Source organism: Kitasatospora sp. NPDC088742 (assembly GCF_055584905.1).
In genome coordinates, this window is sequence record NZ_JBVJLD010000009.1 from 5,701 (window position 1) to 24,611 (window position 18,911).

At 73.2% G+C, this 18,911-nt stretch carries 16 protein-coding genes and 1 pseudogene; 5 read left to right on the top strand and 12 right to left on the bottom strand.

Annotation, left to right across the window (positions count from 1 at the left end; genetic code table 11):
- Together ACZ6ZR_RS10225 and ACZ6ZR_RS10230 are read right to left on the bottom strand one after the other, a co-directional pair.
- Window positions 1–857 (bottom strand): annotated as a pseudogene (locus ACZ6ZR_RS10225) (SUKH-4 family immunity protein); the annotation flags it as partial.
- Window positions 851–1,876, bottom strand: coding sequence for an SMI1/KNR4 family protein (locus tag ACZ6ZR_RS10230; RefSeq protein WP_465641349.1), 1,026 nt, complete (start codon window positions 1,874–1,876; stop codon window positions 851–853). The gene ACZ6ZR_RS10230 and the pseudogene ACZ6ZR_RS10225, both read right to left, overlap by 7 nt.
- A gap of 188 nt (window positions 1,877–2,064) precedes the next feature.
- On the opposite strand from ACZ6ZR_RS10230, the gene ACZ6ZR_RS10235 reads away from it, so the two are divergent.
- Complete coding sequence (locus tag ACZ6ZR_RS10235) at window positions 2,065–2,955, top strand: sigma-70 family RNA polymerase sigma factor (protein WP_465641351.1); 891 nt, start codon at window positions 2,065–2,067, stop codon at window positions 2,953–2,955.
- 194 nt (window positions 2,956–3,149) lie between these two features.
- On the opposite strand, the gene ACZ6ZR_RS10240 is transcribed toward ACZ6ZR_RS10235, so the two are convergent.
- The 5 genes from ACZ6ZR_RS10240 to ACZ6ZR_RS10260 all read right to left on the bottom strand — a co-directional run bounded on the left by ACZ6ZR_RS10240 (window position 3,150) and on the right by ACZ6ZR_RS10260 (window position 9,155).
- Window positions 3,150–4,244, bottom strand: a complete 1,095-nt coding sequence (locus ACZ6ZR_RS10240; RefSeq protein ID WP_465641353.1) for a DegT/DnrJ/EryC1/StrS family aminotransferase — start codon at window positions 4,242–4,244, stop codon at window positions 3,150–3,152.
- Entirely contained in the window at window positions 4,241–5,743 is a 1,503-nt protein-coding gene (locus ACZ6ZR_RS10245) for an MBL fold metallo-hydrolase (RefSeq protein ID WP_465641355.1), read from the bottom strand. Before ACZ6ZR_RS10245 ends, ACZ6ZR_RS10240 begins: the two co-directional genes overlap by 4 nt.
- Entirely contained in the window at window positions 5,740–6,870 is a 1,131-nt protein-coding gene (locus ACZ6ZR_RS10250) for a DegT/DnrJ/EryC1/StrS family aminotransferase (RefSeq protein WP_465641357.1), read from the bottom strand. The genes ACZ6ZR_RS10245 and ACZ6ZR_RS10250 overlap by 4 nt, the downstream gene beginning before the upstream one ends.
- A gap of 138 nt (window positions 6,871–7,008) precedes the next feature.
- A complete protein-coding gene (locus ACZ6ZR_RS10255) occupies window positions 7,009–7,989 on the bottom strand; it encodes an NAD-dependent epimerase/dehydratase family protein (protein ID WP_465641358.1) in 981 nt (326 codons plus the stop codon).
- Window positions 7,986–9,155, bottom strand: coding sequence for a Gfo/Idh/MocA family protein (locus tag ACZ6ZR_RS10260; RefSeq protein ID WP_465641360.1), 1,170 nt, complete (start codon window positions 9,153–9,155; stop codon window positions 7,986–7,988). The genes ACZ6ZR_RS10255 and ACZ6ZR_RS10260 overlap by 4 nt, the downstream gene beginning before the upstream one ends.
- Before the next feature lie 272 nt (window positions 9,156–9,427).
- On the opposite strand from ACZ6ZR_RS10260, the gene ACZ6ZR_RS10265 reads away from it, so the two are divergent.
- The 3 genes from ACZ6ZR_RS10265 (at window position 9,428) to ACZ6ZR_RS10275 (ending at window position 11,532) form a co-directional block, all read left to right on the top strand.
- Window positions 9,428–9,883 carry a YwqJ-related putative deaminase gene (locus ACZ6ZR_RS10265; protein ID WP_465641362.1) on the top strand — a complete coding sequence of 152 codons (456 nt, stop codon included), beginning with the start codon at window positions 9,428–9,430 and terminating at the stop codon, window positions 9,881–9,883.
- A gap of 19 nt (window positions 9,884–9,902) precedes the next feature.
- A complete protein-coding gene (locus ACZ6ZR_RS10270; protein ID WP_465641577.1) occupies window positions 9,903–10,406 on the top strand; it encodes an SUKH-3 domain-containing protein in 504 nt (167 codons plus the stop codon).
- Between the two features lie 103 nt (window positions 10,407–10,509).
- The gene (locus ACZ6ZR_RS10275) at window positions 10,510–11,532 is read left to right on the top strand and encodes an acyltransferase family protein (protein WP_465641363.1); all 1,023 of its coding nucleotides are present in this window, start codon (window positions 10,510–10,512) and stop codon (window positions 11,530–11,532) included.
- Here the strand turns inward: ACZ6ZR_RS10275 and ACZ6ZR_RS10280 are convergent.
- Window positions 11,497–12,765 (bottom strand): sensor histidine kinase, encoded by a 1,269-nt coding sequence (locus tag ACZ6ZR_RS10280; protein WP_465641364.1) that lies wholly within the window; start codon window positions 12,763–12,765, stop codon window positions 11,497–11,499. The two genes, ACZ6ZR_RS10275 and ACZ6ZR_RS10280, sit on opposite strands and share 36 nt — an antisense overlap.
- Window positions 12,766–12,985: 220 nt before the next feature.
- Between ACZ6ZR_RS10280 and ppc the strand changes: the two genes are divergently transcribed.
- Entirely contained in the window at window positions 12,986–15,844 is a 2,859-nt protein-coding gene (ppc, locus tag ACZ6ZR_RS10285) for a phosphoenolpyruvate carboxylase (RefSeq protein WP_465641366.1), read from the top strand.
- Between the two features lie 72 nt (window positions 15,845–15,916).
- Here ppc and ACZ6ZR_RS10290 read toward each other — a convergent pair whose 3' ends face one another.
- The 4 genes from ACZ6ZR_RS10290 to ACZ6ZR_RS10305 form a co-directional block, all read right to left on the bottom strand.
- A complete protein-coding gene (locus tag ACZ6ZR_RS10290) occupies window positions 15,917–16,192 on the bottom strand; it encodes a hypothetical protein (RefSeq protein ID WP_465641368.1) in 276 nt (91 codons plus the stop codon).
- 146 nt (window positions 16,193–16,338) lie between these two features.
- The gene (pth, locus tag ACZ6ZR_RS10295; RefSeq protein ID WP_465641370.1) at window positions 16,339–16,914 is read right to left on the bottom strand and encodes an aminoacyl-tRNA hydrolase; all 576 of its coding nucleotides are present in this window, start codon (window positions 16,912–16,914) and stop codon (window positions 16,339–16,341) included.
- A gap of 103 nt (window positions 16,915–17,017) precedes the next feature.
- Entirely contained in the window at window positions 17,018–17,605 is a 588-nt protein-coding gene (locus tag ACZ6ZR_RS10300; protein ID WP_465641371.1) for a 50S ribosomal protein L25/general stress protein Ctc, read from the bottom strand.
- 276 nt (window positions 17,606–17,881) lie between these two features.
- Window positions 17,882–18,862 carry a ribose-phosphate diphosphokinase gene (locus ACZ6ZR_RS10305; protein ID WP_465641372.1) on the bottom strand — a complete coding sequence of 327 codons (981 nt, stop codon included), beginning with the start codon at window positions 18,860–18,862 and terminating at the stop codon, window positions 17,882–17,884.
- Window positions 18,863–18,911 lie beyond the last annotated feature (49 nt).

The following is an 18,911-nucleotide window of genomic DNA, read 5'->3' on the forward strand; positions in this document are numbered from 1 at the left end:
GGCGCGGCACCGTACGGCGGCGGGAAGCCACCGGGGGCCTGCGGCGGCATCCCCGCTGACGGACCACCAGGGAACGGACCACCGGGCGGCGGCGGGAACGGACCCGGCCCACCCTGCGGCGGGAAGGCGTCCGGCCGGACACCCGCCGGAGGCGTCGCCGGGCCCGGGACCTGGCCGGCGACCTGGCCGGCGGGCTTCGACAAGGTCGGTCCTGCGTCCGGCTCCGGGGCGCCGAGGGCGAAGGCCGGCGCGGCGTCCACGCCGTCCGGCTCCGCCAGGCCGCCACCGCCACCACGAGCGCCATCAGCCGACGGTCCGTCAGCCGCGCCGGGCTCGGGCAGCGCCGCGCCCACGCCCGCGTCGGCGGCCAGGGCACCGGGCCCCGGCGGCGTCGCACCCTCCGCCGGCTCGGCCGCAGCAACCGCAGCCGTGCCCGCCGTGTCCGGCTCGCCGCCGAGGCGGGCACGTTCGGCGGCGATGGCCGCGTCCCCCGCCTCCTGGAGCCACTGCGGGGGGCTCAGCAGGAAGGAGGTGGCCTCCACCCGGCCCGGGGCGGGCTTGGCGGCACCGGCCGGGTTGGGCTCGCTCGGGGTGCCGTAGACGGCCTCGTAGCGGGCGACCACCTCGTTGACCGGGAGGGCGGGCCACAGGGTGCTGGCACCGCTCTCGCGGGCGATCACCAGCCGGGGGCCGGGGGCCGCACCGGGGTCGGCCGACGGGGTGTCGGCGGCCTCCTCCGCCCAGCAGACGTAGCCCAGGTCGAACTCCCTCACCCGGACCTCGCGTTGCCGCGAGCGCGGCACCCCCGCGTTGATCCAGTCCTCGGCCGTCTCGCGGGCCTGCGCGTACGTCACCACGCCTGCCGCACCCCTTCCGTACTCACCGGGACGGCGCGCGCGAAGCCGCCGTCGACCATCATCGCCGCCACCGTCTCCAACTCCTGGGGGCTGCCCGCCAGCCGGAGCAGGAACTCGTCGAAGTCCGCGCCGCAGGGCAGCAGCAGCCGGGCCACCCGCTGCTCGGGTGTCTCCTCCGGATCGCCCGCGTCCCGGGCGTCGTCGTACGGGCAGAACCAGACCGTGCCGACCGACTCGCCGCGCACCTTGAGGGCCAGCAGGCCGCCCTGGAGGTAGGCGATGCCCAGGTAGTCCTTGGTGAGGTGGTCGCGCAGGCACTTGTTGGCGTACACCAGGTCCTGGACCCCGTACTCCTCACTGAGGGTCAGGAACGGCTGGTCCACCAGCAGCCCGAGGCCCACGTCCAGCGCGACGCCGACCGGGGCGCGGCCGCCGGCCAGCTTGAGGAAGTCGCGGTAGGCGTCCGGCAGCGGGTGGCCGAGGCGCTGCTCGGCGCGCTGGGCCAGGTCCTCGGTGACGGCCAGCGGGTCGCCGCCGTCCAGGGCGAGCGGGAAGTGCGCCGGGCGCTGTTCCTGGAGCGGGCGGGTGCCCCGGCGGTGGTGGTCCGCGCCGGAGTGCGCCAGCCCGCCGTGGTGGCGCAGCAGCGCCTTCACCTCGACGGGCACCAGCTCCATCCGCCGCCAGCCGGGCTGCGCGCCGCCCCTGACGTGGTGCCAGGTCCAGCCGGCCGGGGTAGCCACGGCGGTGGGGAGGTCGGCCCAGAGCTGGTGGCCGTGGGTGTAGAGGGCGGCGTTGGCCGAGACGTAGTCGGTGAGCCGCATCTCGTCCACGCCGAAGCCATCCGGCGGGTCGGCCACCTCGGCGGCGGCCACGGCGTACGGGGAGAAGTCCGGCAGGCCGTCCTCGTCCACCCGCACCCCGGCCGGGTACTTCCCCGCCCTCAACGGGTCGGGAAACTGCACCACCTGCCCCGCGTACGCCCCGTTGGGCGCGGCGGTTCCGGGCCGGCCTGTCGTCATCTGGGTGCCCCCACTGGCTGCTGCGACGGATTGCTGCCCACAGCCTATGGGTACTCCCGGCCCGATCAACCGGGTCCGAGCGGACTTGACGGACCGTCGACAGGTCCCCCGTCACGGCGGCCGTCCACCCGCGCCCGGTAGGTTCGCGGCGACCACATGCCCATGAGCGAACGGGGGACGCGACACCCATGGACCGGCAACTTGACCTCGTACGGTGCTTCGAGGAGGAACGCGAGCACCTGCGCGCGGTCGCCTACCGGATGCTCGGCTCGCTGAGCGAGGCCGACGACGCCCTGCAGGAGGCCTGGCTACGGGCCGCCGCCGCCGACATCTCCGAGGTGCAGAACCTCGCCGCCTGGCTCACCACCGTGGTCGGCCGGGTCTGCCTCAACCTGCTGCGCACCCGGCGGACCCGCCGCGAGGACCCGCTGGAGTACGGGCCCGAAGGCCCCGACCAGGCGCTGGAGCGCGGCTCCGGGGCCGACCCGGAGGAGGAGGCGCTGCTCGCCGACTCGGTCGGCCTGGCCCTGCTGGTGGTGCTCGACGCGCTGACGCCCGCGGAGCGGCTGGCCTTCGTGCTGCACGACATGTTCGCGGTCCCGTTCGACGAGATCGCCCCGATGCTGGAGAAGACCCCGGCGGCGGTGCGGCAGCTCGCCAGCCGGGCCAGGCGCCGCGTGCGGGGCGCCGCCCCGGCCCCCGACCCGGACCTGACGCGGCGTCGGCAGATGGTGGACGCCTTCCTGGCCGCCACCCGGGGCGGGGACTTCGACGCCCTGCTCGCCCTCCTCCACCCGGACGTGGTGCTCCGGGCCGACCGCATGGTCATCCCGACGCCCGAGCCGGTCACCGTCTCCGGGGCTCTTCCGGTGGCACAGGGCGCGATGGCCGCGATGGCGCGGGCCCGCGCGACCGAGGTGGCGCTGGTGGACGGCACGCTCGGCCTGGTGATGGCGCCGTTCGGCCGCCTCACCGTCGTCCTGCGGTTCGCCTTCGCACCGGACGGCACCGTCGACGGCATCGAGGTCATCGCCGACCCGGCGGTCCTCGCGGGCCTGGACATCAGGCTGCCCGACTAACACCCCCAGGGGGCGCACGTGGCTGCGCCACCAGGGGCGCGAGGAACTGCGCGAGTCGGAAGGCGGCTCACCTGCGACTGAGGGCACATCAGCCAGTCGCACGTGCTGCCGTTCCCCTGCGCGCCCCGCGGCGGAGCCGCACATCAGCAGAGCCTCGCGCCCCCGCGGGGCGCAGCCCGGTGCGCCCCGCAGGGTCAGAGGGCCTTGGCCAAGGTCTCGGCGACGTGGGTCTGCTGGTCCTCCGTCAGGTGAGGGTGGAGCGGGAGGCTGAGGAGTTCGCGGGCGGCCTGCTCGGCGACCGGGAAGTCGCCCTCGCGGTGGCCGAGGTCGCGGAAGGCGGGCTGGAGGTGGACCGGGACGGGGTAGTGGATGCCCGCGCCGATGCCGGCCGCGTTGAGGGTGGCGAGGACCTCGTCCCGGCGGCCCCCGGCGATCCGGACGGCGTACAGGTGCCAGACGTGCTCGTTGCCCGGGAGGGTCTTCGGCAGGGTCACCCCGGCCAGCTCGCCGAGCAGCGCGTCGTAGCGGGCGGCGGCGGCACGCCGGGCCTCGTTCCAGGCCGGGAGCCGCCGCAGCTTGGCCCGCAGCACCACGGCCTGGATGGTGTCCAGCCGCGAGGTGAAGCCGAACCGCTCGTGGACGTACTTGCGACTGGACCCGTGGTCGCCGATCTCCCGTACCGCGGCGGCGAGTTCGGCCGAGTCGGTGACCACGGCGCCGGCGTCGCCGTAGGCGCCGAGATTCTTGCCGGGGTAGAAGCTGGTGGCGGCGAGCACGCCCCAGGAGCCGGAGACCCGGCCGTGCCGGGTGGCGCCCTGGGACTGGGCGCCGTCCTCCACCACCGGGCGGCCGTCGGCGATCTCCAGGACGTGCTCGACCGGCGCCAGCTGTCCGTTCAGGTGGACCGGCAGGTAGGCCTCGGCCCCGACCTGCGCCGCCCGCTCCGGGTCGATCAGCAGGTGCTCCGGGTCGGCGTCGACCAGCACCGGCCGCAGCCCGGCCCGGACCACCGCCTCGGCGCTGGCCACGAAGGTGTTGGCGGGGATCACCACCCGGGCGCCGGGCGGGAGTTCGAGCGCCCGCAGGGCGATCTCGATGGCGTCGGTGCCGTTGGCGGTGCCGATCGCGTGGGCGACGCCCGAGTAGGCCGCGTACTCGGCCTCGAAGGCGGCCACGTCCGGCCCCTTCACGTAGGCGCCGGAGGCGAGCACCCGGTCGATGCCCTCCCGGACCTCCTCGGCTACCTCGGCGTGGGCGGCTTGCAGGTCCACGAGCGGGATCGGGTTCATCGGACGGGCCCTTCCAGGGTCGGTTCGAGCAGAGGGTCTTCGGTGGTCTCGACGCGCAGCGGGAGGGTCCCGCCGGAGAGGCAGCGGCCGGTGCGGGCGTCCCACCGCCAGTGGTGGCGGGGGCATTCGATCACGCCGCCGGCGACCTCGGCGTATGCCAGGTCCTCCCCGGCGTGCGGGCAGTACCGCTGGAAGCGCAGCCCGTCCCGCTCCACCACGGCACCCCCGGCCCCGTCCCGCTCCCGGATCAACTGCCGTGTCTGGGACGGTTGGTGGCCGTAGCGGAGCAGGCTGAGCAGGGTGAGGTCGAAGACGTCCGGATCGCGGTGCAGGGTGAGCCGCATGGAGAGCAGCGCCTCCTCCCAGCCGGCCCGGCCGTCCAGCACCGCCCGCAGCACCCGGGGCGGGACCAGGATGGTGTAGCCGGGGTCGACCGGCTCGTCCTCCAGCTCGGCCCGTTCGGCGAGTTCGCCCAGGCCCACGCCCCAGGCGGCGCCGTCGGCCTCCAGCCGCATGCTCTGCCGGTAGCCGTCCAGCAGCGGGCGGTTGAGCCGCTGCAGCCGGTCGAAGTGCCCGGCCACCTCGGCCGCGCCGATCTCCGGCTCCGGGCCCCGGTGGTACGCCTCCCACTCGTCCCGGCGGCGCTCCCGGTAAGCGGCCAGGTAGCCGGACGGGTCGGTGTCCCAACTCCCGGGCCCGGAGGGGGCTTCGACGGTGTCACCGGGGGCGGTGCGGACCACCTCGACCCCGGGGCAGGCGGCGGCGAACTCCCCGGCCACGTCCTCCCAGTGCGGGAAGATGGTCGCCCCCCGGTCGTTGAACCGGTCCAGCTCCGGGTCGAGGAAGCAGGCCGGCCCGGCCGAGGGCAGATAGGCCCGGGCGCCGGTCAGCCGGACCTTGCGGACCAGGGTGTCCAGCAGGTCGGCCCGGACGGCCGCGGTCTTGCGGGCCATCTCCTCGGGCGGGTAGCGGTAGGCGTTCGGGTACCACATGGCCCCCGAGTACTGGGCCGCCAACAGGTCTATGCCGGTGGGGAGTTCGGACATCGGGGTGTTGCAGTCGTTCAGGTCCAGGAAGCGGTACCCGCCGAGGTCCAGCAGCAGGCCGCTGTCCTCCTTGTGACTGGTGTCCAGGTACACGGTGGCCACCGCGTCCGGCCCCAGCCGGTGCGACTCCCGGTGGCCGAGCAGCACCTGGTCCCCGAACCCCATCCGGGCCAGCCGGCGCCGCAGCGACTGCGAACGGTACCGGGGCACCAGCACCGTGACCTCGCGGGAGAGCTGTGCCAGCAGCCGCTCGTCGAAGTGGTCCTCGTGGGTGTGCGAGACGTACAGGTAGTCGTACCGGCCGCCGGCCACCTCGGGCAGCAGCGGCCGGTTGTCGGGGTACGGGAACCAGGCGTCCAGGAACGCCGGGTGGAACCACGGGTCGATCAGGATCCGCAGCCCGGCGTGCTCGACCACGAAGCCCGCGTGGCCGAGGTGCCTGATCACCGTCACCCGACGATCTCCCGCAGGGCCGCGACGACGGTGTCCTGCTGCTCCTCGGTCAGCGAGTGGTAGAGCGGCAGGATCAGCGAACGGCTGGTCAGCAGCTCGGTGTTGGGCAGCTCCACCCGGGCCGCCCCCTTGTACGGGAGCTCCAGGTGGGCCGCCATGATCCCGCGCCGGGCCGAGATCCCCTTCTCCGCCAGCCGGGCCAGCACCTCGGTGCGGTCCGGGGCGTCCTCGGGGAGCAGCAGCCAGCACGCCTGGAAGTTGGACGTGCCGTGCGGCGGGTCCGCCACCAGCCGCTCCCCCAGCGGTCCGAGCGACTCCCGGTAACGGGCCGCCAGTTCACGGCGCCGGGCGACCATCGCCGGCAGCTTGCCGAGCTGCACCAGGCCGATCGCGGCCTGGATGTCGGTCATCCGGAAGTTGTAGCCGACCTCGTCGTACGTCTCCACCACACTGGCCCCGCCACTGGCCGCGTGCCGGTCGGCCGCCGAGACGCTCATCCCGTGCTCGCGCAACCGCCGCAGCCGGGCGGCGAGTTCGCCGTCCTGGCAGGTCACCATGCCGCCCTCGCCGGTGGTCAGCAGCTTGCGCGGGTGGAACGAGTACGCGGCGATGGCGGCGCCGCCGCCCACCGGACGGCCGTTCAGCAGCGAGCCGGCGCCGCAGGCGGCGTCCTCCACCACGGTGATGCCGCGGCCCGCGACCAGCGCCTCGATCGCGGGCAGGTCCACCGGGACGCCGCCCTGGTCCACCACGATCACGGCCTTGGTGCGGTCGGTGAGCAGCGGCTCGACCGTCTCCGGGATGAGGTTCCCGGAGGAGATCTCCACATCGGCGAAGACCGGGGTGGCACCGAGGTAGGTGACGGCGTTGGCGGTGGCGATGAAGGAGAACGACGGCACCACCACCTCGTCGCCCGGGCCCACCCCGGCCCCGATCAGGGCCAGTTGGAGGGCGGTCGTGCAGGACGAGACGGCGACCGCGTGCGGCACGCCGAGGTACTCGGCGAACGCCCGCTCGAACTCGGCCACCCTCGGCCCTTGGGCCACCCAGCCCGAGCGCACCGCTTCGGCGGCGGCCAGGGCTTCTTCTTCGCCGAGCCAGGGGATCATCACGGGAATGCTGGACACGGACGTTAGCTCCCTCAGGGGCGCGAGGAACTGCGCGAATCGGAAGGCCACGCGCGTTCGGTCGCTTCGAAGTGGTTCAGTTGCAGGTGCCGCGGTCTGACGGCGGGAAGACGGCTGGGCGCGCAGTTCCTCGCGCCCCTATCGGGCCGCGGTCCACCAGGTGACGAGCTTGCGGAGGCCGTCCTCCAGGCCGAGCTCCGGCTTCCAGCCCAGGTCGCGCTCGGCCGCCGAGATGTCCGCCAGACGCCGCGTCACACCGCCCGCGGTCTCCCGCTCCGGCCCGTGCTCGACGTCCAACTCCGAGTCCATCGCCGCCAACAGCGCGTCCGCCAGCCCGCGCAGCGAGACCTCCGAGGCCGAGGCGATGTTGTAGACCCGGTCCGTCACCGGGGCCGCCGCCGCGAGCAGGTTGGCCCGGGCGATGTCCTCGGTGTAGACGAAGTCCATGGTCTGGGCGCCGTCGCCGAAGATCAGCGGGGGCTGCCCGGCGGTGATCCGCTCCATCCAGCGGATGAAGACCTCGGTGTACTTGCCGTGCACGTCCATCCGGGGGCCGTACACGTTGAAGTACCGGAGCGCGACGTAGTCCAGCCCGTACATCGCGTGGAAGGACCGCAGCAGGCCCTCGTTGAAGACCTTGGCCGCCCCGTACAGGGTGTCGTTGTTGTAGGGGTGCTGGGTCTCCGGCGTCGGGAAGACGTCCGCGAGCCCGTACACCGAGGCGGTCGACGAGGCCACGACCTTCTTCACGCCGCACTCCGCCGCGGCCTCGACCACGTCGAAGGTCCCGTCCACCATGATCTCCAGCGCCAGCCGCGGCTCGGTCGCGCACTGGGTGATCCGGATCGCGGCCAGGTGGAACAGCAGGTCGGTGTCGTCACCCAGCAGCTCCCGCAGCAGCGCCCGGTCCCGGATGTCGCCGTCCACCACCCGCAGTTGGCCCGGGGCGGCGGCGGCCTCGGCGTCCGCCAGGTTGGCCATCCGGCCGCGGACGAAGTTGTCCAGGACCACGACCTCGCGGGCCCCGGCGGCGATCAGCTGGTCGACCACGGTGGAGCCGATGGTGCCGGCACCTCCGGTGACCAGGCAGCGGGAACCCTCGATCGGTACGGCGTTCATCGGGCGGTGGCCCTCTCCTGTGCGGTGATCAGTTCTACGTCGTCGGAGGAGGCGTTCACCGGCACGGTGGCGCCGCCGAGTTCCAGGCTGCGCGAGGCGGCGTGCAGCAGTCTGAGGACCCGCAGGCCGGAGCGGCCGTCGGTGAGCGGGGCCCGGCCCTCGGTGATGGCGGCCGCGAACTCGGCCATCACGTTGCGCAGGGCCTCCTGCTCGACCAGCGCGGGCGCGACCATCTCGCCGACCCGGTAGGAGATCTGCGCCTGGTGCCGGATGGCGTCGGTGAGCTCGTCCGGCGGGGTGAGGTCCACGCCGCGGTCGTGCACGGCGAGGCGGGCCTGCGGGTTGAGGTCGTCCCAGACCAGGGTGCGGCGGGAGCCGCCGATCATGGTGGTGCGGACCTTGGTCGGCGAGAGCCAGTTGACGTGGCAGTGGGCCAGCGCGCCGTTGGACAGACGCACCGTCAGGTAGGCGACGCAGGCCCGGCCCGCGCCGATCGGGTCGGCGCCCTGGGCGCTCACGCCGACCGGCTCGACGCCCGGGGGCAGCACGAAGTCGAGGATGGAGAGGTCGTGCGGGGCGAGGTCCCAGAGCACGTCCACGTCCGGCTGGACCAGCCCGAGGTTGATCCGCACCGAGTCGAAGAACTGCACGTCCCCGATCTCGCCGCCGTGCACCAGCTCACGGATCCGGCGCACCACCGGGGTGTAGCAGAAGGTGTGATCGGTCATCAGCACCAGGCCGCGGGCCTCGGCCAGCTCGCAGAGCTCGGCGGCCTCCTCGACCGAGGTGGTGATCGGCTTCTCCACCAGCACGTGCTTGCCCGCCTCCAGGGCGGCCCGCACCAGCTTGTAGTGGCCGGCGGCCGGGGTGGCGATGGCCACCGCGTGCACCCGCTCGTCCTCCAGCACCTCCTCGAAGGAGGTGGTGGGCCGCACCGTGCTGTAGTCGCCCAGGACCCGGCGGGACTTGGCCCCGTCCAGGTCGCACAGCCAGTGCAGCCGCATGGCGGCGGTCTGCTGGGCGTTGCGGACCAGGTTCGGCCCCCAGTACCCCGCGCCGATCACGGCCATGCCGATCCGCTCGGCCGTCCGAGGTCCGGGAACGCCCGGCGTCTCCACATGCTCGCCCGGCGCCTCGTGCGCCTCCTGGCCTGCTGAGTTCGTCATCGCAAGACCCCCCTTGCCCGACAGTCCGAGGGCACTCGTCGTGGCCGCTCACCGATCACCCTGCGGACGGCGGCCCGGCCCTGGTGCGGAACGCTATCGGCTGCCATCGGCGCTCGGGGGCCGAATCGGGAAACCGTGTGGGAATGGTGAAGCGTGGCGGGGCGCGCACCCCCCGGCGTCCGCTCTGTCGGCGGCATTTGGCAGTCTTGGGGGCTGTGTGGCGCACCGGGGCGCCACCCGCCGAGGGGCGGACGGCCAGGTGAGGAGCAGTCATGGAGCAGTCCGATCAGGCCCCGACGCTGCGCCACCACCGTGACAGCCTGCTGCCCGCGGTGGCCGCCGCGCTCTCGCTGAAGAACGGCACCGTGCACACCCTGGCCGGGCACAAGCCGGACGAACTGCCCGAACTGCACCCGCTGGTCGGGGAGTTCCTGGACGGGCTGCCGCTGGACCAGCGCGAGCGCTTCCTCGGGCGCTGCCCGGAGGCGGTGCTGCTCTCCCGGTACCTGACCGAGGTGGACGCCAACCGCTCCAAGCGGTCCGCGCGCAAGCCGCTCGGCCTGCCCGAGGCCCGCAAGGCACTCAAGGGCTCCCGGCTCACCACCGTCCGGATCCGCGAGGAGGGCGATCCGGCGCACGGCACGCACGCGCCGCCCTGCCGGTCCTGCGAGCCGCTGCTGGCCCACTTCCAGGTGGCCAGCGTGGCCGTCGGCCCGACCGCCCCGTGAGTCCCCACGTCCCGTCAGTCTGGAGCCCGCACTGAACTCCGCCGTCCGCACCCAGCCCCGCTTCCCCGCCGACGTGGCCGCCGAGCTCAAGCAGGCCGGCTGGCACCCCGGCCGCTGGCAGATCCGGCAGGCCGAGGAGTGGGCCGACGCGCTGGTCGCGCACGGCGATCCGCAGGGTGTGCAGCACTCGGTCTTCCCGGCCGCGATCGAGGCCTGGGCCGAGTTCGGCGGCCTGGCCTTCGACCTCTCCGGGGCCGGGCGGGAGATCGCCCGGACCCCCTTCCTGCTCGACCCGCGCTGCGGTCTGCACCAGCCGCGCACCCTGGCCGACCTGGGCCGGGCGCTCGGCCGCCGGGTCGCCCCGCTGGGCGAGGAGTCGTACGGGCAGGCGCTGCTGGCCCTGGACGAGGACGGCCGGGTGTACAGCCTGGACCACGCCGGCGAGTGGTACCTGGGCCGCTCGGTGGACCAGGCGGTCGGCGCCCTGGTGCTCGGCCTGCGGCCCGAGCGGCTGCTCCCCTGACGGTCCGACACCATCCGTCGGCACGTGCCACTTCCGCCGATCCCTTCCCACGAGTGCACCGCAGCCACCACACTTTCCCCACACATCTGCACCAGGGGGCCCGGTGGAACGTCAGCCACTCTTCGACAACGCCAAGTTCGCGGCGGTCGCGCTGGTGGTCTGCGCCCACACCTGGATGCCGCTGCTGGCCGCCGACCGGACGGTCGGCGCCGTGGTGCTCACCGTCGCCGCCTTCGCCATGCCGGTCTTCATCACCCTGTGCGGCTACTTCGCGCGGCCCCGCCCCGGCCGCCCCCAGGTGGACGGCGCCCGGCTGATCGCCCAGCTGGTGGTGCCGTACCTGGTCTTCCAGGTGCTCTACAACGTGGTCGGCATGGTGCTGGAGCGGAAGCTCGAGCCGATACCCCTGCTGGAGCCGCGCTGGCTCACCTGGTTCCTGCTCTCGCTGCTGCTCTGGCGGCTCAGCGTCCCGCTCTGGACGGCGCTGCGCCACCCGCTGCCGGTGGCGGTACTGATCGCCCTCGGCTCCGGCGCGCTGCACGCCTTCCCGGCCGAGCTGGCGCTCGGGCGCACCCTGGGCTTCCTGCCCTGGTTCGTGCTCGGCCTGGTGCTGCGGCCCGGCCACTTCGAGCTGCTGCACCGTCAGGCGGTCCGCCGGCTGGCCCCGTTCGGCCTGCTGCTCACCTTCGCGGTGGTCTGGGCGGCCCACCCGTACCTGCTGGACAGCGGCTGGCTGGAGTACACCGGCACCGCCGCCCAGCTCCGGGTCGGCTACCCGGTCTGGCTGGCCGTCAGGATCGGCCTGGGGCTGCTCTCGCTGCTGGCCGCCGCCTCGTTCCTGGCCGTGGTCCCGGCCCGGCGGCTGCGCTGGACCTCGCTGGGCGCCGCCTCGCTCTACGTCTACCTGCTGCACGGACTGCCGCTGAAGGCCCTCCAGGCGAGCGGGGTCTACCACGCCCGGGTGCTGCGGCACGCCTGGACGGCGCTGCCGCTGTACGGCGCCTTCGCGCTCGGCCTCGCCGTCCTGCTCGCCCTGCCGGTCACCGTCCGGCTGCTGCGCCCGCTGGTGCGGCCGCCGGTCGAGCGGCTGCTACGCCAGTCTGCTGTCCTGCACCGCGAGGCGTGACGGGAGCAGCGCCTCGACCCGGAAGCCGCCGTCCGCCTCCGGCCCGGCGGCGAAGGTGCCGCCCAGGGCCAGCACCCGCTCCTCCATCCCGACCAGCCCGTTCCCCCCGCTGGGCAGCCCGGCCCGCTTGGCCGCCCCGCCCGGGCACTCGTTCAGCACCACGACCCGCACCCCGTTGGGCACGTACGCCAGCAGCACCGTGACCCTGGCCCCGCCGGCGTGCTTGTGGGCGTTGGTGAGCCCCTCCTGCACCACCCGGTACGCGGTCCGCTCCGCCTCGGTGCCGTACGGCAGCCGGCTGCCGCTCACCGTCAGGGTGACCAGCATCCCGGCCGCCTCCGACTGCTCGACCAGCCCGGGCAGCCCGGCCAGGTCGTCCCCCGCGCCGACGCGCTCCTCGGACATCCGCAGCACCCCGAGGATCTCGCGCAGCTCGTTCAGCGCCTGCCGCCCGACCTCGCCCATCAGCTTGGCGCTCTGCTGCGCCTTCTCCGGGTCCTTGGCGACGATCCGCTCCAGCGCCCCGGCGTGCACCACCATCAGGGAGACCCGGTGCGCCACCACGTCGTGCATCTCCCGGGCGATCCGGGTGCGCTCCTCCAGCCGGGCCCGGCGGGCGCGCTCCTGGGCCTGCTCGGCCAGCAGGTCGAGCTCGGTCTCCAGGCCGTGCGCCCGGTCCTTGAGGCTCTCCACCAGCCGCCGCCGGGCCCCCAGGTAGAGGCCGGTCACCACCGGCGGCACCGTCACGCCGACCGAGACCAGCACCGCGATCAGCACCAGCACCCAGACCGGCGGGGTCGTCTCGTCCGGCGGCGCCGGCTCGAACATGCCGAACAGCACCACCGCGACGGTCTCCGCGAAGGCCAGCGCGGACAGGGATATCACCCGCCCCCGTCTGGACGGCCACTCCCAGGTGGCCGCCAGGGTGTACAGCGACACCACCAGCAGCACCACGCCGAAGGACCCCGGCACGAACAGCAGCGCCAGCACCACCGGCACGGCCGGCCAGCGCCGCCGCACCACCAGCGAGGCCCCGCAGAGCGCGCCCACCACCGCGGTGGCCACCGCCAGCGGCGTGGACCAGCCGAACTTCTGCTCCGCCGTGGTGAAGGCCCCGGCGGCACACTCCAGGGCGGCCAACACGGCCAGCCCGACATCCAGCACCACGCTGCGGCGCCGCCCCCACCACCAGAGTGATCGGCCCGGCCCGCCCCCGTCCGGCGAGTTGCTCATGCCGCTCAGCCTATGGCAGCGCCCAGACGCCGGGCACCCGAGTAACGGCCCGCCAGCGGGGCGACCTGACAAGGTCGGACCCGCTCCGTACGGTCGGGGCACGTGCGGACACCAACCATCCCCTCGGGACAACGGCCGGACCCGGCCGGAGGCAACCCGTCCCAGGACCCGCAGTGTCCGGCATTCGGTTACCCGGGTGAGACGGCACCGGGTGCCACCTATGCTGGTCGCGTCGGACAGCGAGGTCCGCGCGAGCCGTTGCCGAACCCCCCACCACCACAGGGAGCCAGCCGTGACCGCTCCGGTCCCCACCTCGGCGGAGAACCCGAATCCGATCGCCGACAACGCCGCCCTGCGCGCGGACATCCGTCGCCTGGGCGACCTGCTGGGCGAGACCCTGGTCCGCCAGGAGGGCCCCGAACTGCTCGGTCTGGTCGAACAGGTACGCCTGCTCAGCCGCACCGACGGCGAGGCCACCGCCGAGCTGCTCTCCGGGATCGACCTGGAGACCGCCGCCAAGCTGGTCCGGGCCTTCTCCACCTACTTCCATCTGGCCAACGTCACCGAGCAGGTGCACCGAGGCCGCGAGTTCGCCACCCGCCGGGCCAAGGAGGGCTCGCTGCTGGCGCAGACCGCCGACCAGCTGGCCGAGGCGGACCCCAAGCACCTGGCGGACACCCTGGCCAACCTGGCGGTCCGCCCGGTCTTCACCGCGCACCCGACCGAGGCCGCCCGCCGCTCGGTGCTCAACAAGCTGCGCCGGATCGGCGAGCTGCTGGAGCGCATCCACGCCGAGCGGGCCGCCTCCGGCACCGACCCGGTCCGGCAGAGCTCGGCCAAGCGCCAGGCCGACCGCCGGCTGGCCGAGGTGATCGACCTGCTCTGGCAGACCGACGAGCTCCGGATCGCCCGCCCCGAGCCCACCGACGAGGCCCGCAACGCCGTCTACTACCTGGACGAGCTCTACCGCGAGGCCGTCCCCGAGGTGCTGGAGGAGCTGCACGAGGAGCTGGCCCGGGTCGGCCTCTCCCTCCCCGAGGGCGTCCGCCCGCTGACCTTCGGCACCTGGATCGGCGGCGACCGCGACGGCAACCCGAACGTCACCCCGGCCGTCACCTGGGACGTGCTCAACCTCCAGCACGAGTACGGCATCAAGGACGCCCTGGCCGCCGTCGACGACCTGCGCAGCTCGCTCTCCACCTCGGTCCGGCTCGCCGGCGCCTCGGAGGAGCTGCTCGCCTCGCTCGACGCCGACCTGCGGGTGCTGCCCGAGCTGAGCCCCCGCTACAAGCGGATGAACGCCGAGGAGCCGTACCGGCTCAAGGCCACCTGCGTCCGGCTCAAGCTGGAGAACACCCGCGAGCGCCTGGCCGCCGGCACCCCGCACGTCCCGGGCCGCGACTACCTCGGCACCCGCGAGCTGGTCGCCGACCTCAAGCTCATCCAAGACTCGCTGCGCGCCCACCGCGGCGGCCTGATCGCCGACGGCCGGCTGGCCCGCGCCATCCGCACCGTCGAGGCCTTCGGTCTCCAGCTCGCCACCATGGACGTCCGCGAGCACGCCGAGGCCCACCACCACGCCCTCGGCCAGCTCTTCGACCGGCTCGGCGAGGAGGCCTGGCGCTACGCCGACATGCCGCGCGAGTACCGCCAGAAGCTGCTCGCCAAGGAGCTCCGCTCCCGCCGCCCGCTGGCCCCCACCCCGGCCCCGCTGGACCCGGCCGGGACCAAGACCCTGGGCGTCTTCAACACCATCCGCGAGGGCTTCGAGCGCTTCGGCGACGAGATCGTGGAGAGCTACATCATCTCCATGTGCCAGGGCGCCGACGACGTCTTCGCCGCCACCGTGCTGGCCCGCGAGGCCGGTCTGATCGACCTGCACGCCGGGATCGCCACCATCGGCATCGTGCCGCTGCTGGAGACCACCGACGAGCTCCAGCAGGCCGACCGAATCCTCGACGAGATGCTCTCCGACCCCTCCTACCGCCTGCTGGTCTCGCTCCGCGGCGACGTCCAGGAGGTCATGCTCGGGTACTCGGACTCCTCCAAGTTCGGCGGCATCACCACCTCCCAGTGGGAGATCCACCGCGCCCAGCGCCGGCTGCGCGACGTGGCCCACCGCTACGGCATCCGGCTGCGCCTCTTTCACGGCCGCGGCGGCACCGTCGGCCGCGGCGGCGGCCCCTCGCACGAGGCCATCCTGGCCCAGCCCTGGGGCACCCTGGAGGGCGAGATCAAGGTGACCGAGCAGGGCGAGGTCATCTCCGACAAGTACCTGCTCCCCTCCCTCGCCCGGGAGAACCTGGAGCTGACCATCTCGGCCACCCTGGCCGCCTCCGCCCTGCACACCTCCCCGCGCCAGGCCCCCGAGGAGCTGGCCCGCTGGGACGCCGCGATGGACCAGGTCTCCGAGGCCGCGCACACCGCGTACCGCGCCCTGGTCGAGCAGGAGGACCTGCCGAAGTACTTCTTCGCGGCCACCCCGGTCGACCAGCTGGCCTCCCTGCACCTGGGCTCCCGCCCGTCCCGCCGCCCCGACTCCGGCGCCGGCCTGGACGGCCTGCGGGCCATCCCGTGGGTGTTCGGCTGGACCCAGTCCCGGCAGATCGTGCCCGGCTGGTACGGCGTCGGCTCCGGCCTGGCCGCCGCCCGCGAGGCGGGCCTGGGCGACGTGCTGGACGAGATGCACGGCCAGTGGCACTTCTTCCGCAACTTCCTGTCCAACGTCGCCATGACGCTGGCCAAGACCGACCTGCGGATCGCCCGGCACTACGTCGAGCAGCTCGTCCCGGCCGAGCTGCGCCACGTGTTCGACCAGATCGTGGCCGAGCACGAGCTGACCCTGCGGGAGGTGCTCCGCCTCACCGGTGAGGGCGAACTCCTGGAGCACAACGAGGTGTTGAAGCAGACCTTCCAGGTCCGCGACGCCTACCTCGACCCGATCTCCTACCTCCAGGTCGCCCTGCTCCGCCGCCAGCGCGAGCTGGTCGCCCAGGGCCGCGACGAGGACCCGCTGCGCGCCCGCGCGCTGCTGCTGACCGTCAACGGCATCGCCGCCGGCCTGCGCAACACCGGCTGACGGAGGGTCAGAACGCGAGGGCGGCCCGGGACTTCCCGGGCCGCCCTCGCGGCGTTTCGGTGGACCGCCGGCTCAGTGGACGGTCGGCTGCCCGGCCCTGCGGCGCCGCAGCCACATCGCGGCACCGCCGGCCGCGACCACCAGGCCGCCGCCAACCGCGTACAGCCCGGAGCTGCCCTCCAGGTCGACGTCGTTCGGCCCGGGGAACTGGGCCGCGGCGGGCTCGGGCGTCGCCACCGGGCTCCCGGCCGGCTCGGCCGCCTGCGCCAGCGGCGCGCTCAGCGCGGTGACCAGCAGTGCCGTCCCGCCGACCAGTCGACCGACCCGGACCCGCTTCGACCGAACCACGACCCTTACCCCCTGTACCGACCCCTCAACCCTGTGCACAGGTCGACGCTATCGGATCGGACGGGTCGTTCCCACACCGTTTTCGGAACGATCAAGCAAGCGTTGTACGACCGTTGCGCAAACCAGGCCCGCCTCTTGACGGACCGTCAGGAGTTGTAGGTGGACTGGGCGCGCTCCAGACCCTCCGTCAGCAGCGCCTCCACCGCGTCGGCGGAACGGTCCACGAACCAGTCCAGCTCCTTGCGCTCGGTGGACGAGAAGTCCTTGAGCACGAAGTCCGCCACCTCCATCCGGCCCGGCGGCCGGCCGATGCCGCAGCGGATCCGGTGGTAGTCCGGACCGAGCGACTTGGTGATGGACTTCAGGCCGTTGTGCCCGTTGTCGCCGCCGCCGAGCTTGAGCCGCAGGGTGGCGTAGTCGATGTCCAGCTCGTCGTGGACCGCCACCACCGCACCGGTGGGCACCTTGTAGAAGTCCCGCAGCGCGGTGACCGGCCCGCCGGAGAGGTTCATGAAGGTCATCGGCTTGGCCAGCACCACCCGCCGGCCGCCGATCCGCCCCTCGGCGGTCTGTGCCCGGCTCTTGTGCGCCTTGAACCGGGCACCCATCCGCTGGGCCAGCAGGTCGGCCACCATGAAGCCGATGTTGTGCCGGTTCCGGGCGTACTGCTCCCCCGGGTTGCCGAGGCCCACGACCAGCCACGGACCGTCGTAGTCGTTCATGTACCGCTCCTCCTGATTCGCTTCGGCCATCATCCCGGACACACCGCTGCCCCGGTCACTCCGAACGGAGTGACCGGGGCAGCGGTCAGACGCGGGGTGCGACTCAGGCGGACGCCTCGGCGGCGGCCTCGGCGTCGGCGTCGGCCTGCGAGGCCTGGGCGCCGATGACCTGGAGCACGACGGTGTCGGCGTCGACGGCGAGCTTGGTGCCCTTGGGCAGCTCGATCTCACCGGCGGTGATCGAGGCACCGGCCTCCAGGCCCGCGATCGAGACGGTGACCGACTCGGGCAGGTGGGTGGCCTCGGCCTCGACCGGGAGGGAGTTCAGCACGTGCTCGAGCAGGTTGCCACCGGCGGCCAGCTCACCCTCGGTGTGGACCGGGATCTCGACGGTGACGGTCTCGCCGCGCTTCACCAGCAGCAGGTCGACGTGCTCGATCGAGCGCTTGATGGCCTCGCGCTGGACGGCCTTCGGCAGGACGTACTCGTCCTTGCCGTCGATCGGGACGACCAGCAGGGCGTTCGGGGTCTTGAGGGCCATCATCAGGTCGTGGCCGGGCAGGTTCAGGTGAACCGGGGCGAGGCCGTGGCCGTAGACGACACCGGGGACGAAGCCGGCGCGACGGGCGCGACGGGCGGCACCCTTGCCGAACTCGGTGCGGGACTCGGCGGCAAGGCGGATCTCGGACACGTCTGCTCCTCATGAAGGTCCGGGTGCAGACAAGCGAAAACCGCCGAAGCCACACCCACAAATACGCTGGGGGTTCGCTCGGCGGCGGAGACGACGGACCGTGAGGTCAGCGCGTCGATCACGGACGCGGCACCGTTTTGGCGCACAGCATCCCTCGCCGAGCAGTTCTCATGAGTCTAACCGGACAGCTCGTCAACCGTGAAATCGGCCCCCCACCGTGAACGGTGGGGGGCCGATTGTCGCTGACGAGTCGTCAGCAGGGACGTTTCTCCGGGATCAGTGGACGCCCTCGAACAGGCTGGTGACCGAACCGTCCTCGAAGACCTCCTTGATCGCGGCGGCGATCGAGGGGGCGATCGAGAGGGTGGTCACCTTGTCCATCTGGAGCTCCTGCGGGGTGGGCAGGGTGTTGGTGAAGACGAACTCGCTCACCCGGGAGTTCTTCAGGCGGTCGGCGGCCGGGCCGGAGAGCACGCCGTGGGTGGCGGCCACGATGACGTCGGCGGCGCCGTTGTCGAAGAGCGCGTCGGCGGCGGCGCAGATGGTGCCGGCCGTGTCGATCATGTCGTCGACCAGGACGCAGATCCGGTCCTTGACGTCACCGACGACCTGGGCCGACAGGATGGTGTTGGCCTGGGTCAGGTCACGGCGCTTGTGGATGACGGCCAGCGGGGCGCCCAGCCGGTCGCACCACTGGTCGGCGACCTTCACGCGGCCGGCGTCCGGGGAGACGATGGTCAGCTTGGAGCGGTCGCTGACCCGGTCGCCGACGTAGTCGGCCAGCATCGGCAGGGCGAACAGGTGGTCCACCGGGCCGTCGAAGAAGCCCTGGATCTGCGCGGTGTGCAGGTCCACCGCCATCAGGCGGTCGGCACCGGCGGTGCGCAGCAGGTCGGCGACCAGCCGGGCCGAGATGGGCTCGCGGCCGAGGTGCTTCTTGTCCTGACGGGCGTAGCCGTAGAACGGGAGGATCGCCGTGATGGAGCGGGCCGAGGCCCGCTTCAGCGCGTCGATCATGATCAGCTGCTCCATGATCCACTGGTTGATCGGAGCCGTGTGGCTCTGCATCACGAAGCAGTCCGCCCCCCGGGCGGAATCCAGGAAGCGGACGTAGATCTCACCGTTGGCGAAGTCGAGGGCCTTGGTGGGGACCAGTTCGGTACCGAGCTCCTGGGCCACCTCCTCCGCCAGCTGGGTGTGGGCACGGCCGGAGAAGAGCCGAAGCTTCTTCTCACCCGACGTCGTGATCCCGCTCACTGAACCGTCTCCTCGCGTTGCTGCCGCATGGCCTCGCCGCACCGCGCCC

What these genes read in the sequence shown, in the direction of transcription:
- ACZ6ZR_RS10230 (WP_465641349.1), bottom strand. Translation starts at nt 1,876, where the DNA reads ATGACGACAGGCCGGCCCGGAACCGCCGCGCCCAACGGGGCGTACGCG.
- ACZ6ZR_RS10235 (WP_465641351.1), top strand. Translation starts at nt 2,065, where the DNA reads ATGGACCGGCAACTTGACCTCGTACGGTGCTTCGAGGAGGAACGCGAG.
- ACZ6ZR_RS10240 (WP_465641353.1), bottom strand. Translation starts at nt 4,244, where the DNA reads ATGAACCCGATCCCGCTCGTGGACCTGCAAGCCGCCCACGCCGAGGTA.
- ACZ6ZR_RS10255 (WP_465641358.1), bottom strand. Translation starts at nt 7,989, where the DNA reads ATGAACGCCGTACCGATCGAGGGTTCCCGCTGCCTGGTCACCGGAGGT.
- ACZ6ZR_RS10260 (WP_465641360.1), bottom strand. Translation starts at nt 9,155, where the DNA reads ATGACGAACTCAGCAGGCCAGGAGGCGCACGAGGCGCCGGGCGAGCAT.
- ACZ6ZR_RS10265 (WP_465641362.1), top strand. Translation starts at nt 9,428, where the DNA reads ATGGAGCAGTCCGATCAGGCCCCGACGCTGCGCCACCACCGTGACAGC.
- ACZ6ZR_RS10280 (WP_465641364.1), bottom strand. Translation starts at nt 12,765, where the DNA reads ATGAGCAACTCGCCGGACGGGGGCGGGCCGGGCCGATCACTCTGGTGG.
- ppc (WP_465641366.1), top strand. Translation starts at nt 12,986, where the DNA reads ATGCTGGTCGCGTCGGACAGCGAGGTCCGCGCGAGCCGTTGCCGAACC.
- pth (WP_465641370.1), bottom strand. Translation starts at nt 16,914, where the DNA reads ATGAACGACTACGACGGTCCGTGGCTGGTCGTGGGCCTCGGCAACCCG.